The 16,640-nt window shown below is 33.3% G+C and carries 13 protein-coding genes; 3 read left to right on the top strand and 10 right to left on the bottom strand.

Annotated features, from left to right (window positions below; translation table 11 throughout):
* Window positions 1-23: 23 nt before the first annotated feature.
* Together D1816_RS09365 and D1816_RS09360 are read left to right on the top strand one after the other, a co-directional pair.
* The gene (locus tag D1816_RS09365) at window positions 24-770 is read left to right on the top strand and encodes a GDSL-type esterase/lipase family protein (RefSeq protein WP_118502456.1); all 747 of its coding nucleotides are present in this window, start codon (window positions 24-26) and stop codon (window positions 768-770) included.
* A gap of 97 nt (window positions 771-867) precedes the next feature.
* Window positions 868-2,556, top strand: a complete 1,689-nt coding sequence (locus tag D1816_RS09360; protein WP_118502454.1) for a sulfatase — start codon at window positions 868-870, stop codon at window positions 2,554-2,556.
* A 129-nt stretch (window positions 2,557-2,685) separates the two neighbouring features.
* Here the strand turns inward: D1816_RS09360 and D1816_RS09355 are convergent, their stop codons facing one another.
* From D1816_RS09355 to D1816_RS09310, 10 genes are read right to left on the bottom strand one after another with little or no spacing between them, the layout of a single operon-like run.
* Window positions 2,686-3,027: an L-rhamnose mutarotase gene (locus D1816_RS09355; RefSeq protein ID WP_118502452.1), complete on the bottom strand. Its 342-nt coding sequence runs from the start codon at window positions 3,025-3,027 to the stop codon at window positions 2,686-2,688.
* 8 nt (window positions 3,028-3,035) lie between these two features.
* Window positions 3,036-4,370, bottom strand: coding sequence for an L-fucose:H+ symporter permease (gene fucP / locus D1816_RS09350; protein WP_066319387.1), 1,335 nt, complete (start codon window positions 4,368-4,370; stop codon window positions 3,036-3,038).
* Between the two features lie 52 nt (window positions 4,371-4,422).
* Window positions 4,423-5,214 (bottom strand): SDR family oxidoreductase, encoded by a 792-nt coding sequence (locus D1816_RS09345; RefSeq protein WP_118502450.1) that lies wholly within the window; start codon window positions 5,212-5,214, stop codon window positions 4,423-4,425.
* Between the two features lie 19 nt (window positions 5,215-5,233).
* The gene (locus tag D1816_RS09340; RefSeq protein ID WP_118502448.1) at window positions 5,234-6,064 is read right to left on the bottom strand and encodes an amidohydrolase; all 831 of its coding nucleotides are present in this window, start codon (window positions 6,062-6,064) and stop codon (window positions 5,234-5,236) included.
* Window positions 6,061-7,533 carry a tagaturonate reductase gene (locus D1816_RS09335; RefSeq protein WP_118502446.1) on the bottom strand — a complete coding sequence of 491 codons (1,473 nt, stop codon included), beginning with the start codon at window positions 7,531-7,533 and terminating at the stop codon, window positions 6,061-6,063. Before D1816_RS09335 ends, D1816_RS09340 begins: the two co-directional genes overlap by 4 nt.
* 15 nt (window positions 7,534-7,548) lie before the next feature.
* Window positions 7,549-9,201 carry a UxaA family hydrolase gene (locus D1816_RS09330; protein WP_118502444.1) on the bottom strand — a complete coding sequence of 551 codons (1,653 nt, stop codon included), beginning with the start codon at window positions 9,199-9,201 and terminating at the stop codon, window positions 7,549-7,551.
* Window positions 9,202-9,205: 4 nt separating this feature from the next.
* Entirely contained in the window at window positions 9,206-9,874 is a 669-nt protein-coding gene (locus D1816_RS09325; protein ID WP_118502442.1) for a bifunctional 4-hydroxy-2-oxoglutarate aldolase/2-dehydro-3-deoxy-phosphogluconate aldolase, read from the bottom strand.
* A gap of 26 nt (window positions 9,875-9,900) precedes the next feature.
* The gene (locus tag D1816_RS09320; RefSeq protein WP_066319409.1) at window positions 9,901-10,923 is read right to left on the bottom strand and encodes a sugar kinase; all 1,023 of its coding nucleotides are present in this window, start codon (window positions 10,921-10,923) and stop codon (window positions 9,901-9,903) included.
* A 9-nt stretch (window positions 10,924-10,932) separates the two neighbouring features.
* A complete protein-coding gene (locus D1816_RS09315) occupies window positions 10,933-11,940 on the bottom strand; it encodes a zinc-binding alcohol dehydrogenase family protein (protein ID WP_066319412.1) in 1,008 nt (335 codons plus the stop codon).
* A gap of 22 nt (window positions 11,941-11,962) precedes the next feature.
* Window positions 11,963-13,531 carry an alpha-L-fucosidase gene (locus D1816_RS09310; protein ID WP_118502440.1) on the bottom strand — a complete coding sequence of 523 codons (1,569 nt, stop codon included), beginning with the start codon at window positions 13,529-13,531 and terminating at the stop codon, window positions 11,963-11,965.
* A 352-nt stretch (window positions 13,532-13,883) separates the two neighbouring features.
* Between D1816_RS09310 and D1816_RS09305 the strand changes: the two genes are divergently transcribed.
* Window positions 13,884-16,607 (top strand): T9SS type A sorting domain-containing protein, encoded by a 2,724-nt coding sequence (locus tag D1816_RS09305; protein WP_158597705.1) that lies wholly within the window; start codon window positions 13,884-13,886, stop codon window positions 16,605-16,607.
* Window positions 16,608-16,640 lie beyond the last annotated feature (33 nt).

Below are 16,640 nucleotides of genomic sequence, written 5' to 3'. Positions count from 1 at the left end.
AAAAATAATAAGCCAAAATACCCATGAAAATAGTAGTAAAAATAGCATTGTTCTGTATTACTTTGATTATAATTAGTTGCAAGAATCAAACTGGATATATATTAGAAGATAATACCATTGTAGCGTGTATAGGAGATAGTATAACCTACGGAAGTAAACAAGGCTATGTTGAATACCTTCAAAAGTATGCAGATAAGAATAAAAGCAATAAGATTACCTTCTTAAATTGGGGAAAGAATAGCGAAACTATTACTGGACTTACAGAAAACGATCATCCAGGACCAAGACCGTTTTTATTTGATAGACTAGATAGTTTATTAAAACAAACTCCTAAACCTGATGTAGTTACATTTTGCTACGGTATGAATTGTGGGATTTATGGATTACCATCAGAAGAGTTATTTCAGAGATTTAGAAACGGATTAACGCAATTTCTAGATATAATGAAAGGACATGAAATAGATGTTGTTTTAATAACTCCACCACCATTAGCTCTCAAGACAGCGATTAAGCATGGTAGAGAAATGATTTCAACTGGAAATTATGGCTATAAAAACCCCTATGAAAACTATAATGATGAAGTAATTAAAGAATTTAAAAAAATAGTTTTAGAAATTGAACATCCAGCAATATTAACAAGAATTGATATAAATACTCCTTTAATACAAAATATTGATAAAGCATATGGCAAAGACCCAATACACCCAAATTCTTTTGGAAATATGGTAATTGCAGAAACTATGTCTAAAGTATTACTAGAAGAAGAATGATTTTTTAACCATTTGTGCTATACTATAAATCATCTTTTTAGGAAGAGTAATATTATATTTTAGGATATTTGATAGAGACTTCTATAGATCAATAATTATGTATAAACTTATTAATTTTTTTGCCGTAACCTTATTTGTAGGAATAGGGTTTATTTCGTGTAAAACAGAACCTAAAAGTAAAACCGTTATTAAAAAACAAAAGCCAAATATTATTTATATTATGGCAGATGATCATACCACGCAAGCATTTGGAGTTTATGGTAGTAGATTAGCGGGCTTAAACCCAACACCTACACTAGATAAAATGGCAAAAGAAGGGATGATATTTGATAATTGTTTCGTTAATAATTCTATTTGTGTACCTAGTAGAGCTGCTATTATTACAGGACAAAGGGCACAAACAAGTGGAGTGATTGATCTAGAAGGTGTATTGCCTCAAGAGAAACAGTATTTACCCAAAGAGATGAAAAAGCTGGGATATCAGACTGCAATTGTTGGGAAATGGCATTTACATGAAGAACCAGCCGCATTCGACTACTATAAAGTATTACCCGTTCAAGGAAAATATTTCAATCCAGACTTTAGAATACAAGGGGATAAACCATGGCCACAGAATATTGTAAAAACTAAAGGACACTCCTCTGATATCATAACGGATAGTACTTTAGATTGGTTAAAAAAGAAAAGAGACCCTAGTAAACCATTCTTTTTAATGCATCACTTTAAAGCTCCGCATGATGATTTTGAAAATGCACCCAGATATAATGAATACTTAAAAGATACATTTATACCAGAACCTAGAAGTCTATATGAAAATGATAATCACGGATCTATTGCTACAAGAGGTAAAAATGATTCTTTAACTCGAGTGATAGCATCTTCGGTTTCTAGAAGAAATATCATAAGAAATCAGGCTATGAATATTTACCCTGAAAAAGAAATCTATAAAAAGTATGGAGTAGCTCAAGAGATTCCCATTACCAAACACACAAGATTTAATAATACAAAAGAAGAAAAAGAATATACCAGTACAGTGTATCAGGACTATCTGAAAAAATATTTAAGATGTGTAAAAGGCGTAGATGATAATGTAAAACGCTTATTAGATTATTTAGAAGAAGAAGGGATATTAGATAACACAATAATCGTTTATACAGGTGATCAAGGATTTATGCTAGGAGAGCATGATTATATAGATAAAAGGTGGATGTACGATGAATCAATGAGAATGCCTTTTTTTGTACGATACCCCAAATCAATCAAAGCTAATAGTCGGACTGATGCAATTATCAATAACACCGATTTTGCTCCTACACTTATTACAATGGCTGGAGGAGAACAACCAAAATATATGCAAGGAAAAAGCTTTAAAACTATCTTAGAGACTGGTGAAGAACCAAAAGATTGGCAAAAGGCAACATATTATAGATATTGGATGCACCTGGCACACCGACATGGTAATCCCGCACATTTTGGTATTCGCACTAAAGCGTATAAGTTAATTTTTTATTATGGAAAATATTGGGTAGATACAGATAATCCCAATGCAGAGTGGAATAAAAAGAGTTGGGGTAATGATTTTACTAGGCATACACCTGTAGCTTGGGAATTTTATGATCTAAAAAAAGATCCTAAAGAAATGAATAATGCTTATAAAGACGATAAATATGCTGAGGTAATTGCAGATTTGAAAAATCAATTGTTAAATATGCGTAAGGATTTAAATGAGACAGATGTTAACTACCCTCATATCCAAAAGGTTATTGATCAACATTGGAATGATTAATAATCAATAAAAGTAAAATCATCTTTATAAAGAATTGATTGCTAATTACTGATAAAAATAATAGGGTATAAAAAAGCCTGAGATTAATCTCAGGCTTTTCTAATTATATAGTATTGAAATCTCTTTTTCTTATAATTGAAACACTTTCTCCATCATGATCCATTTCTCACCATCTTTTGCCCAAGGCAATCCTTGTTGATATTTCCACATAAGTTGTTCCCATTCTTGTACTTTAGGATTATCGGCATCCATTTTGGCTTTTTTCTCGGGATCAAATGTCTCATCTACTTCCATAATCATAAACATACGATTACCGGTTAAGTAAATCTGCATATCTATAATGCCAGCGTCTTTAATACTTTTAGTAATTTCTGGCCATGCATTACCAGCAACATGATACTCTTTATATTCTTCAATAAGTTTTGGATTGTCTTTAAGATCACAAGACAAACAAAATCTTTGTGTTTTCATAACGTTTATTATTGATTAGATGATTTATTTAGTTTAGATACATATAACCCATATAACCCTACAACTGCCACACAGATCATTGGCATAATAAAAGAGAATTTAACTTCGGGAACTCCTAAAATGGTGGTATCTGCTAATTTATCCCCACCGATATCTATAATAAGTCCCTGAATAGGAGGAAAAATTGCTCCCCCAACAATAGCCATTACTAGAAAAGCAGAACCTAATTTGGCTTCATCTCCCATATCTTTTAATGCAATTCCGTATATGGTAGGAAACATAATCGACATAAATAATGAAATACAAATTAAAGAAATTAGACCTGGCATTCCAGGCATTATAATCGCACCAATACAACACGCAATTGCAAGAGCTGCAAATAATGAAAGTAATCTTGGAGCCTTAATTTTACTAAGTAAAATAGTTCCTAAAAATCGTCCAGCGAGGAATATTCCCATGGCAATCATATTCATGTAGGTAGCATTGAGCTCTCTTCCCGCGCTTCCTGTTTCATTAATATATTGCACATATTGATAAATAGCAGTCCAACACATGATTTGCGCCCCTACATAGAACATTTGTGCTATAACACCAGGAAAGAAAGCTTTTCTAGCAAATATTTTACGAAGAGACTCTTTAAATGTCAATGTTATATTTTCTTGTACCGTTGGAATTTTTGTAGCTATTATTATAACCAAAATGACCAAAACTACGATACCGATTCCTAGATAAGGATAACTGATAATGCCTAAATCTTCTGTTTTTATAGCGGCTTTAGCAGTAGCATCAAGAGCAGCATACGTTTCATCATTATAGTCAGCTGATTTAATTTGACCAAGTACAACAAATTGTGCAACCATCATACCTGCTATAGATCCAATAGGATTAAAAGATTGTGCTAAATTTAATCGTTGAGTTGCCGTTTCTTTGGCACCCAGGGATAGAATTAATGGATTTGAAGTAGTTTCTAATAAAGCCAAGCCACAAGTAATTATATACAGTGATAATAAAAAGAATTCATAACTTTCTAAAGAAGATGCAGGATAAAACATAAAAGCACCAAAAGCATATAATACAAGACCTAATATGATTCCTGATTTATAGCTTTTCCAACGTATAAATAGAGCAGCGGGTATAGCCATGCAACCATAACCAAAGTAAAATGCAAATTGAACTAAATAAGCTTGAAACCAACTTAACTCTGGCATTACTTTTTTAAATGCGGTAACCATTGGATTGGTAACATCGTTTGCAAAACCCCATAACGCAAAAAGTGATGTGATCACTATAAAGGGAAGTAAGAGTTCTTTACTTACTAAAGGAGCTTTTTTTGTATTTTCCATAATCTAGAGTTAGAATTAATAATGTGAATATGAGTTTGCGTATGTATATATTTTATTCTGTTAACAGGGATCTATCTAAATGTACATATCCACCATCGATAGTAATAAATTGACCTGTAGTATGAGATGATTTTTCTGATATCGTAAATAAACAGGCATCGGCAATTTCTTCTGGTGTAGTCATGCGATTACCAAGAGGAATTTTTTTCACAATAGATTGTAATTTTTCTTCTCCGTTTTCTAGTGTTTTAATCCAATTGTCATAGGCTGGAGTCCAACTTTCTGCAATGATTATAGCATTGGATCGAATATCATCTTTAATCAAATCTACTGCCCATTCACGAGTTAATCCTAATACACCACCTTTTGATGCTGCATATCCAGATGTTCCTCCCTGACCAGTTAAGGCTACTTTTGATCCTATATTAAGAATATTTCCTTTTACTTTTTTAATATAGGGCAGGCAAAATTTGGTCATGGCAAAAAAGCTTACCATGTTTAATTTTAGGGAGTACATAAAGTCATCTATACTTGCGTCTAAACCAGCTCCATCATTAACTCCTACATTGTTAATTAATGCATCAATACGACCATATTTTTCTCCTATTCTTTTTGCAGCGGATTCTATTTGGCTGGCATCGGATAAATCTGTCTTTACAAAAATACCATCAATTCCTCTATCCTGTAATTCTTTCTCATAGCCGTATCCACGATCATTACGGCACACAATAACGGGTATAGCTCCTTCGTTAGCAAGAGATTGCACAATGGTTTCACCAATACTGCCTTTAATACCTGCCGCACCTGTAACGACTACTACTTTATCTTTTAGTTTTAAATCCATAATTATATTTTTTTTAGGATTAAGAAAGTTGATAAAATTTTATCGCATTTCCACCCATGATTTCTTCTTGTTGTTCTGCACTTAAATTTTTAATATACTCTTCGATAATACTTTTAATAGAAGAATAATCCCCTCCAAGCAAACATACAGGCCAATCTGAACCATACATGATTCTTTTTGTACTAAATGCATCAAACACAACATCTAGATAAGGAACAAAATCATCGTATTTCCAATGAGCCCAATCGGCTTCTGTAACCATCCCTGATACTTTACAATACACATTTCTATGTTTGGCTATTTCACGAATTAGTGTTTCCCACTCTTTAATGTCACCATTTTTTATCGATGGTTTTGCAATATGATCAATAACAAACTTATGTTCAGGAAATTCTTCTATGAGTTTCAAAGAAGCCCTAAGTTGATGAGGAAATATTAAAATATCATATGTGAAATTATATTGATGTAAGAGCGCTATACCTTTTTTAAAAGAGTCTCCTATAATGAAATTTGGATCGGGTTCATCCTGAACAACATGTCTAAATCCTTTTATGATATCAAATTTAGAATAGTGTTGTAAACGTTCTTCAAGATTTTCTGCTCGTAAATCTATCCAACCCACAATACCTTTGATAAATTCGTTTTCATTAGCTAAATCTATCAAGAAATCTGTTTCTATCTCTGATTGATCGGCTTGCACGGCAACACATCCATCTATCGCGTTTTCCTGATAAACTTTTTTCAAATCCGAAGGTAAATAGTCTTGTTGTAGTACCTTCATATCATCGTTAATCCAGCTATGTTTTACTGGATGATATTGCCAAAAATGTTGATGCGAATCTATTTTCATACTAAAGATTTGAGATCAGTAATTTGTTTTATAACTGTTGCTATACCGTGTTTTTCAATTGCTCTTAAATTTTCTGTAATAGCTTCTGATAGGCCATTAATAGTGTCAAGATTTTCACCCCAAATAGTTGTGTCTCTTAATAAATAAGATACCATTTGCAGGTATGTAATGCTTTCATTTTGATGTGATTTCCAATGTTTACTAAAAGATTCTAGGGCCTCAGGGTTATCATTTAGAGCAATATTTTCATTATTATATGTTCCTTGGTAAAACCTAAATAAACAAGACAAAGCAAATACAATACGTTTAGGTAATTGCCTGTTATTTTTAATACAGTCTTTTAAAGTAGGTAACAATCGAGCTACAAATTTAGAAGTACTATTAAGAGAGATACTTATTAAGAAATGTTTTAGAGTTGGGTTTCTAAACCTATCGAGTGTTTCATGAATAAACTCATCAACTACATCTTTAGGAAAGTTTTTAAGAGTAGGACCAATTTCTTGAGAAAGGAGATCATTAATAAAAGTGCTTACTAACGTATCATCCATTACTTCTTTAACGGTTCTTAACCCAGATAGATATCCAATAGGCACCATTGCTGTATGTGCCCCATTAAGAATACGAACCTTCATTTCTCTATAATCCGTACTATCTTCAACAAATTGTACATTGAGATTTGTTTTAGAAAATGGCAATTCGGTTTGCACGATATCTTCTCCTTGGATTATCCAGCTATGATAATCTTCACCAGCAACTAACAAAGAATCGTGATATCCTATTTCTTTTAAAATTTCTTTTGATCGCTCGTCGGGATATCCAGAAACAATTCGGTCTACGAGAGTATTACAGAAATAGTTGGCTTCTTCTATCCAATGAATAAATTCTGTTCCTAACTCCCAATGTGAAGCATATTGAAGAATGGTAGATTTGAGGACGTCACCATTCTGTTCAATAAGTTCACAAGGGAGTATAATGCAGCCTTTATCTTTTTGACCATTAAAATGTTGAAATCTGTGATGTAGCCAAATAGTTAATTTAGCTGGAAACTCATGAGGTGGTTTTTTTTCTATAGTATCTGAAACAGAAAATTTAATTCCAGCTTCAGTAGTATTAGAAATAATAAAACGCATATCTGGATTTTGAGCCAGCTCTAAATATTCTTCCCATTGCGTATAGGGTTGTATAACACGACTAATGGATTCTACCAGAGTTACTTCAGAAACTAAACTACCTTTGCGTACACCATCTAAAGCGACATGAAATAGGCCTTCTTGCTCTTTTAGTTCTATATAATCTCCGCGTTGTGTTGGTTTAATGACTACAATGCTTCCATCAAAATCTGTTTGTTTATTAAGGATGTCAAACATCCAATCTACGAATGCCCGAAGAAAGTTTCCGCCACCAAATTGCATAATACGTTCTGGTGATTTTTTAGCTGTATTTGATGTAGTTCTGTTTAATTGCATCATTTTTATTTCTTTTATCTACAAGGATATTCCTCTTTTCCAAGGAATGAAATCATTTTGCCCTTTTAGATCTGCTTTTGCATTTATATCACCGTTTGCAACCTGAATGATATGTTCTAATACTTTTTCTCCCATAGATTCTACAGTATCTTCTCCACTAATTATAGTACCGGCATTAATATCTATAAGATCATTCATCTTTTCTGAAAGTGACGTATTGCTTGACATTTTTAACACCGGTGCGATAGGGTTTCCAGTTGGGGTTCCTAAACCAGTTGTAAAAACAATAATGTTACAACCACTACCAGCAAGTCCCGTTGTACTTTCGACATCGTTTCCTGGGGTGCATAATAAATTAAGACCTGGTTTTACAACTTTCTCGGTATAATCTAATACAGATGTTACAGGAGAAGTACCGCCCTTTTTAGCGGCTCCTGCAGACTTCATAGCATCTGTTATCAATCCGTCTTTGATATTTCCTGGTGAAGGGTTATTTTCAAATCCAGAACCTACAGCAATTGCTTTTTCAGCATATGTTTTCATAATATCAGCAAATTTTTCGGCATCTTCTTTTTGCTCACATCTATTAATTAATTCTTGTTCTACTCCATTAAGCTCCGGAAATTCAGATAATACTGGTGTTCCTCCAGAAGCAGTTAATAAATCTGAAGCGTATCCTAATGCCGGATTTGCAGATATACCCGAAAAACCATCAGATCCGCCACATTCCAAACCTAAAATTAGTTTGCTAATAGGGGCTGGTTTTCGTTCTATTTTATTTGCTTGAGTTAGTCCAATAAAAGTATGCTTTACGGCTTCTTCAATTAAGTGACGTTCACTTTGACTTTGTTGCTGTTCCAGATAGTGAATTGGTTTCGAAAAATTAGCATCACGAGCTTCTATGGCTTCTTGTAACATTTCTATCTGAGCATTTTGGCATCCCAAACTAAAAATAGTTGCTCCAGCTACATTTGAATTAGTGATATACCCAGCTAATAAATGGCATAGTGTTTCAGAATCTTGACGAATTCCTCCACATCCCCCATCGTGTTTTAAAAATTTAATACCATCAACATTTGGAAATAATCGATTTTTATAAATTTCTTCTTGAGAGTTTATGATATTGGTGGCAAAAAGTTCTTCTTCTGTAGCGCCTGAATTGTATTTTTCAATAAGAGCTTGAGTATTAACAGAAAAATCTTTTTTTGTTTGATATCCAAGTACATCTAAAAGAGCTCCTTCTAAAACATCTAAATTTCTATTTTCACAGAAAGTAAGTGGTATTACTAACCAATAATTGCGTGTTCCAACACTTCCATCGACTCTGTGAAACCCGTTAAAAGTTCTGTTTTGAAATTTAGAAACATCAGGAGCGGTCCAACTAAATTTTTCTTGATTTGCATTAAAAGAAGCAGAAGCGTGCTTTACATTTTCTATGGTAATAGCCTCTCCTTGTTTGATGGATAAGACTGCTTTGCCAACCAAAACACCATACATGATAACTTCATCGCCAATAGCAAAATCATGCAAAGCAAATTTATGTTTTTGTTTAATATCTTGTATAAGTGTAAACGTTTTACCAGCAACATCAATAAAAGTGTTTTTGGGCAACGTATCTATTGCGACAATGATATTATCTTTTGGGTCTATTTGGTTATATTTTTGTGTCATATAACTATGTTCTTACCTTTTTTACGGTTTCTATAGTTTTTTTTACTATTGATTCTAAACCTTTATAATCTTTATTAGTGAGTATTTTTTTACTTATTAATTGAGAGCCCAATCCTACACAAGTTACTCCAGCATCGAACCATTCTTTTAAGTTACTTTCTTCGGTAGTAACTCCTCCTGTAGGCATAATGTTAGTCCAAGGTTGCGGCCCTTTGATTCCTTTAACAAACTTAGGTCCATAGATATTCCCAGGAAAAAGTTTTACGATTTCGCATCCTAGTTCTTCTGCTTTTGCTATTTCTGATAATGTACCACATCCAGGAGACCAAAGAATCTTTCTTCTATTACAGACGATTGCGATATCTTCTCTAAAAACAGGGGTTACAATAAAATTAGCTCCTAAAGAAATATATAGTGATGCCGAAGCGGCATCTGTTAATGACCCTACTCCCATAATCATTCCTGGCAAATCTGATATAGCGTATTTTGTAAGTGCAGCAAAAACTTCATGGGCAAAGTCTCCTCTTGCGGTAAACTCTAATAAACGGGCACCACCATCGTAACATGCTTTTAGAATATTTTTTCCTAGTTCTATATCTTCATGATAGAATAAAGGAACTATCCCTGATTCTTTCATCGTATTAGCTACTTCGATTCTTGTATATTGAGCCATTAGTATTTTAAAAAATTATTTAACGATTATCGATCTACTTTTGCAGATCCATTATTTTCAATAAATGCCATTACTTCTTCTACAGTGACACGATTAATATCTCCAAAAATGCTATGTTTAAGAACACACGCCGCAGTAGCAAAGGATATAGTTTTTTGATAGTTATCAGAAAAGTTTAGTACTCCATATAATAACCCACCCATGAATGCATCTCCCGAACCTACACGATCTAATATTGGAGTAACCTTTTGTGTCTTAGCTCTGTATAATTGTTTGTTTTTATAAAGGAGTCCTCCTATGTTATGATGAGATGCATTTTCAATATTTCTAATGGTCATAGCTATGGTATGAGCTTTAGGAAGTAGTGTCTGAATCTCATTAAAATATTCTTTTATTTGAAAATCTTTTGAGTAATCTGGATTGACTTTTTCCTTACCTAACATGAACATAGTGGTATCAATGTCAGCTAAGATTATAGTACTATAAGATAGCAATTTTGGCATAACTTCTTTTGGGTGTTTCCCATATTTCCAAAGTTTGCTTCTATAGTTTAAATCCGTAGAGATAGGGATTCCAAGTTCGTCGGCAATTTCAATAGCTTTTAGACATGATTGTGCTGCAGTTTCTGATAGAGCAGGGGTGATGCCACTCCAATGAAACCATGTAGCATCTTTTAAGACGTTTTTCCAATCAATATCTTCTTTGTTAATTTCAGAAATTGATGAATATTTACGATCATAAACTACTTTGCTATTTCGATTTGCAATACCGTTTTCTAAAAAATAAATTCCTATTCGATCTCCTTGACGTATTATATTTTTATATCCGACACCAAAACGCTTGATAGTATTAATAGCGCAATCTGCAATCGAATTATTAGGTAAAGCCGTAACGAATTCAGTATCCATTCCAAAATTTGAAAGCGATGCTGCTACGTTAAATTCTCCACCACCAAATGATGCATCAAAGCCGCTCGTTTGATCGAACATAAGGTTGTTAGGAGGAGACATCCGCATTAATATTTCACCAAATGTTACTACTTTATGCATACTGATAGTTTAGAAATCAACAGTTGCTTTAATGACTCCTGTTTCGGGTTTTGTCCAGCTATCAAAATTTGTGATCATTTCGGTAAAAGGAACATTATGAGTAATAAACGAAGTAGTTGGGAATTTCTGCAATACATGTATAACATGTTCAAAATCCTCTAATGTAGCATTACGACTACACATTAATGTTGTTTCTTTAGCATGAATTTTGGGATGGGTAAATACGAGTTCGCCTTTAGAAAGTCCTACTAATACGTATCGGCCACCATGCGCCATATAATCAGGACCCGTTTCTAATGCTTTTTTATGACCTGTTGCATCAAATACAACAGTAGCCATATCACCATTTGTGATTTCGGAAATCTTTTGTTCAGGATTGTTTGTAACATTCACCGTATAATCAGCTCCGATTTCATTTTTAGCATATTCTAAGCGCCCATCATTCATATCCAGAGCAATCACTTTAGCTCCTGCTATTTGCGCTAATTTGATAATTCCAATACCGATTGGGCCACACCCTACTACAACAACAACTTCGTCAGGTTGTAAATTCGCTCTGCGTATAGCATGTGCTCCAATTGCTAAAGGTTCTACGATAGCCATTTCATCATGAGATAGTTGATTTGCAGGTAGTAATAAATCTGTTCTTACTGTTATTTCTTCTTGCATACCTCCATCAGTATGAACACCTAATACTTCGATATTTGTGCAGCAATTAGTTTTACCATTGCGACAAGCAATGCATGTACCACAACTTACATAAGGCATAATTACCACTTTATCTCCCGCTTTAATGCCTCTTGGATTTTCACCAATTTCTAGTACTTCTGTTGCTAGTTCATGGCCTAAAATTCTAGGGTATTTAAAAAAAGCTTGATTACCAGAATATGCATGTAGATCTGTACCACATATTCCTACTTTTTTTACTTTTAATAAAGCTTCATTGCTTTTACGTGTAGGACTAGGTTTTTCTTTTAAGATAAACTCTCCAGGTTGTTCGCAAACAATATATTTCATAAGTTGTGCGTATCTTTTCTTTTTATAAGTTGATTTCTAACACGTGAGCATGATTTCCCACTTTTTTGCCAGGTAAATTTACTTTTAAAGCAGTATCGTCCTGTGACCATACAAGTTTTGCGTCTTCGCTTCCTAAAAGTTTAATGTCTTTTATTGTTATACTTTTAGCATGCTCTGCATTTTTGGATAAAGATTTAATATTAACAACATTGTTTTCTGGCCAAGCCATAAGGATAGCGTATAATTTATTGTCTTTATGTGTAAATCTAATATCTTGACCTGTAAATTCTTTATTGTTCTTTTCAGAATGATGTCCTTTTTCGACTCCTGTAGGTCCTTCACCAAATGTTTTCCAATATTTAGTATTATATATAGCATCACCATTAGTTTCTAACCAAGTTCCTATTTCTAATAAAATATCTTTTTGATCTTGAGGAATTGTACCATCAGATTTAGGACCCACATTAAGTAATAAGTTTCCATTTTTACTAACAATATCCACTAAGTCATCGATAAGTTGATTTGCTGTCTTTGATTCCCAATTGGTAACATGACTCCAAGAGTTTTTACCTATAGAAGTATCTGTTTGCCAAGGTAGTTTTCTAATACCGGGTAGTTTTCCTCTTTCAAGATCATATATAACGGTTCCTTCAGGAAATGCCTCATGGCTAAAGTTTTTGTCTTGTAAAACAACTTCTTTGTTCCACTCAAGTCCTTTATTATAATAGTAAGCGGCAAGCTTTGGTCTATATTCTTTAAAATCTGGAATATCAACATAAAAATCTAACCACAAGATTTCTGGTTGATAATTATCTATAATATCTTTAATTCTTAGCCACCATCTTTCTTTAAATTTTTCAGAAACAGGCTCATTTAAATCTTTACCTTTAGAACTATATAAATCTGCATATTCTGGATCTACAGTATCAAAATGATCTTTTTTATTAAAGAAAGACCAGTTAAACGCAAAATGAGAAGAAGTTCCCATAATCATCCCGTTATCACGACCTTCTTTAAATAGTTCTCCTAAAACGTCTCTTTTAGGCCCCATATCAGCAGCGTTCCAACGAGTAGTGTTGGATTTGTACATAGCAAATCCATCATGATGATCGGCAACAGGAATAACATATTTGGCTCCCGCTTTTTTAAACAAAGAGATCCATTCTTTTGCATCAAATTTTTCACCTTTAAACATAGGAATAAAATCTTTGTAACCAAATTTTTTGTGATCACCCCATTTTTCTTTATGATGCTTAAATTCTTTAGTTGCTCCTTTACTGTAATGTTCTAAACTAGCACTAAAATTAGCACTATCCATATACATTTGTCTTGGATACCATTCAGAACCATAAGCAGGTACACTGTAGGCCCCCCAATGAATAAAAATTCCGAATTTTTGATCATTAAACCATTCGGGATCTTTATATTTTGATTTTATGGATTCCCAATTGGGTTCATATTTTGCTGGTATAGTATCAACAGAAGTTTTAATACGAGATTCTTGAGCTTTATCTTTATTTTTTTCTGGTCCACATGCTGCTAGTATTACCATTATACATACTAGAAGAAAGAGCTGTTTTTTGCAAGTCATATGTTATTAGTTATAATATGAAACATAAACGGGGTAACATTTATATGAGCAAATTTGATGCTTTTACAAAGGATCTAAAATGACTAATGTTTTAAATGGTGCAACAAATGGTTATTTTAAAAATACAATAAAGAATTGCCCTTTGATACACATGTAAATAGGATGTTTTGTTTTTTTACAATGGGAAAATAAAAACAACAAATTAATTTTAAATATGACCGTTATAATTTATCAACCTAAGTAAAATTAATTGATAATTGCTTCGTTAGAATTGAACATATGTTGCGCCATTAAAAACATAAGTTGTAACATGTTTATTAAAAATATGTTAAATTTATTAAAAATAATTACTATGAAATTACCCCAAAAAGCACTCCTACTTTTAAGTGCTGTATTGTTGTCATTTACATCTGTTGCTAAAGAAATTTATGTTTCAAAGACGGGTGATGACTCAAATGCTGGAACGAAAGAAAACCCTTTTGAAACAATTGGTAAAGCTGCTAGTGTAGCTGTTGCCGGTGATGTTATCTTTATCAGACAAGGTACCTATGAAGAAACATTGCGACCAGCTAATTCTGGTACAGCCGGAAACCCTATTGTTTTTAGATCTTATCCTGGAGAAAAAGTTATTATAACTGCAATGGAAGCATTAAGTGGTTGGGTAAATGATTCGGGAGCTGTTTATAAAACGACAATTGGATTTAATTCGTTAGGTCAAGAAAATTTTGTTCTTCATGATGACACGGCATTAGATTTGGCGAGATGGCCAAATAATATTGATGGTTTACCTTTTACACTTGATTCAAAACGTAATGATGGTGGAAGTGACGGTTCTGATGCTACTTTTAATGGCGGAAATGGTTTTTTAACTTCAACAGAAATCCCCAATATAGATTGGACCGGAGGTTCACTTTTCTTTTATGGAGATAGACCAGGATCTGGTTGGTTAGCTTGGAAAGAATTTATTACAAGTAGTTCTGGTGGTCGTGTTAATTTTAATATTACTAAAAATAATGGCCTTAAGTGGATATACACATTTCACCCTCCAGCAGATGAAGGAGATTTTTATCTAGAAGGTGTAAAAGGTGCATTGGATTACCAAAACGAATGGTGGTATGATAGTACAACCAAAGAATTGTTTGTGCAATTACCAGGTGGAGTAGTACCTGCAGACGGATCGGTAAAAATGAGAAGAAGAAGATTAGCGATTGACTTAAATGGCAGAAGTTATATAGAAGTAAGAGATTTAGCGGTATTAGGTGGAGCAATAGAATTAAGAACCAATTCTAATAATAATAAACTGTATAGAGTTTCTTCTTTTTATGGTTATCATACTCAAGGTATTTTTAGTGGATTTAGTGCCGGTAAGGCAAGTGTAGAGGTTAATGGAACTAGAAATGTTATAGAACAATGTGAGATTGCTTTTGGTGCGGCTACAGGGATGCGTCTTGGTGGAACTTTTAATGAGTTGAAAAATAATTACATTCATGATTTTGGTTATTTAGCTTCGTATGATGCTCCATTAATTGCACGTGGTGGTAGTGATTATAAAATATTAAATAACACTATTTTTAATGGTGGTAGAGATGCTATTAATTATAATGGTCAACGATGCGAAATCGCCTTTAATGATGTTTCTCGTAGTAACCTGCTTGCAGATGATTGTGGTTTGTTTTACACTGTAGGTAATCAATCAGGTAATGAAATACATCATAACTGGTTTCATGATGCCGAAGGAAGAGGTAAACTTAAAAAGGCGGCTGGTGTATATCTTGATAATGATCCAAAAGGATTTTCTGTGCATCATAATGTTATTTGGAATACAGAATGGACTGGAGTACAAATGAATTGGGATGCTGTTGATATAGATATATTTAACAATACGTTTTATAATAATAAATCTGGTGAAATGGGAGCCTGGCATAAAGCGGGTACCGCTTTTTCTAATGTTAAAGTCTGGAATAACCTTGGAGACAATGGTACTTGGGAACCTCAATCAGATAAACAAAATAATCTGGTAGTTGCTTCAGGCACCTATGCTAATAGTTCAGATGGGGATTTTAGATTGAATTCTGGTTCTGCTCCTATTGATCAAGGTAGAGAAATTACGGGTATTACAGATGGCTTTGCAGGTGCAAATCCAGATATAGGTGCCTATGAATTTGGCGGTACTGATTGGACAGCTGGTATAGATTGGGATCCTAAAAAAGGTCCTACAGGACAAGGATGTTATGGACTACCCGGTGAAACGTGTGAAGTTACACCTGTAGATGATAGTGATAAAGATGGAGTTAGTGATGCTAATGATTTATGCCCAGATACACCCATAGGTGATACTGTAGATGTTAACGGGTGTACCGTTTTTACATTGCCAACAGATAATTTTAAAGTTTTAAGTACAGGTGAAAGTTGTAAGAATAGTGATAATGGTAGTATATCGATTGAAGCTACTGCAAATTATACATATACAGCAACTATTCAAGAAAACAATATGACAAGTGATTTTACAGACAATATCACTTTTGATAATCTCTCGCAAGGTGAGTACACTGTCTGTGTTACAATAGGTACACAACCAGAGTATAAACAATGCTTTTCTATAGTTATAAATGAACCGGAAGACTTAGCAGTATTTTCAAGAGTAGACAGTTCTAAAAGAGAAATTTCTTTAGATCTTAAAGGGGGAGAACTATATAGAATTGTTCTTAATGATGAGATTATAATGACCGATAGAAATGAAGTGACTCTAAAGCTTCAGAGTGGTAAAAATGAATTGATTGTTACCACAGATAAAGATTGTCAAGGGGTTCATAAAGAGAGTATCAATGTAGAAGAGTTTATTAAAATGTTTCCAAACCCTATGCATGATGTGTTAAACATAACTGTACCTAGAGAAAGTTCAAAAAACCTTAAATGGGAACTTTTTTCTTATAGAGGAAAACGTATTTTACAAGGAAAACAAAAAGACGATAGTTCAAATATAACTATTGATGTATCCAATCTCACGATGGGTAGTTATTTTATCAAAATAAGTACTTCAAATGAAATTAAATACGAACAATTGATAAAGAACTAGAAGATGATATTCCCCGAAAAAAAGAAAAAAAAG

It is taken from the genome of Aquimarina sp. AD10 (assembly GCF_003443715.1).
Classification (GTDB): domain Bacteria; phylum Bacteroidota; class Bacteroidia; order Flavobacteriales; family Flavobacteriaceae; genus Aquimarina; species Aquimarina aggregata.
Note: the sequence above shows the minus strand (reverse complement) of the source record. Positions and strands in the feature narration are given on the sequence as shown.

What these genes read in the sequence shown, in the direction of transcription:
- D1816_RS09305 (WP_158597705.1), top strand. Translation starts at nt 13,884, where the DNA reads ATGAAATTACCCCAAAAAGCACTCCTACTTTTAAGTGCTGTATTGTTG.
- D1816_RS09315 (WP_066319412.1), bottom strand. Translation starts at nt 11,940, where the DNA reads ATGAAATATATTGTTTGCGAACAACCTGGAGAGTTTATCTTAAAAGAA.
- D1816_RS09360 (WP_118502454.1), top strand. Translation starts at nt 868, where the DNA reads ATGTATAAACTTATTAATTTTTTTGCCGTAACCTTATTTGTAGGAATA.
- D1816_RS09345 (WP_118502450.1), bottom strand. Translation starts at nt 5,214, where the DNA reads ATGGATTTAAAACTAAAAGATAAAGTAGTAGTCGTTACAGGTGCGGCA.
- D1816_RS09335 (WP_118502446.1), bottom strand. Translation starts at nt 7,533, where the DNA reads ATGATGCAATTAAACAGAACTACATCAAATACAGCTAAAAAATCACCA.
- D1816_RS09320 (WP_066319409.1), bottom strand. Translation starts at nt 10,923, where the DNA reads ATGCATAAAGTAGTAACATTTGGTGAAATATTAATGCGGATGTCTCCT.
- fucP (WP_066319387.1), bottom strand. Translation starts at nt 4,370, where the DNA reads ATGGAAAATACAAAAAAAGCTCCTTTAGTAAGTAAAGAACTCTTACTT.
- D1816_RS09325 (WP_118502442.1), bottom strand. Translation starts at nt 9,874, where the DNA reads ATGGCTCAATATACAAGAATCGAAGTAGCTAATACGATGAAAGAATCA.
- D1816_RS09365 (WP_118502456.1), top strand. Translation starts at nt 24, where the DNA reads ATGAAAATAGTAGTAAAAATAGCATTGTTCTGTATTACTTTGATTATA.
- D1816_RS09330 (WP_118502444.1), bottom strand. Translation starts at nt 9,201, where the DNA reads ATGACACAAAAATATAACCAAATAGACCCAAAAGATAATATCATTGTC.
- D1816_RS09310 (WP_118502440.1), bottom strand. Translation starts at nt 13,531, where the DNA reads ATGACTTGCAAAAAACAGCTCTTTCTTCTAGTATGTATAATGGTAATA.
- D1816_RS09355 (WP_118502452.1), bottom strand. Translation starts at nt 3,027, where the DNA reads ATGAAAACACAAAGATTTTGTTTGTCTTGTGATCTTAAAGACAATCCA.
- D1816_RS09340 (WP_118502448.1), bottom strand. Translation starts at nt 6,064, where the DNA reads ATGAAAATAGATTCGCATCAACATTTTTGGCAATATCATCCAGTAAAA.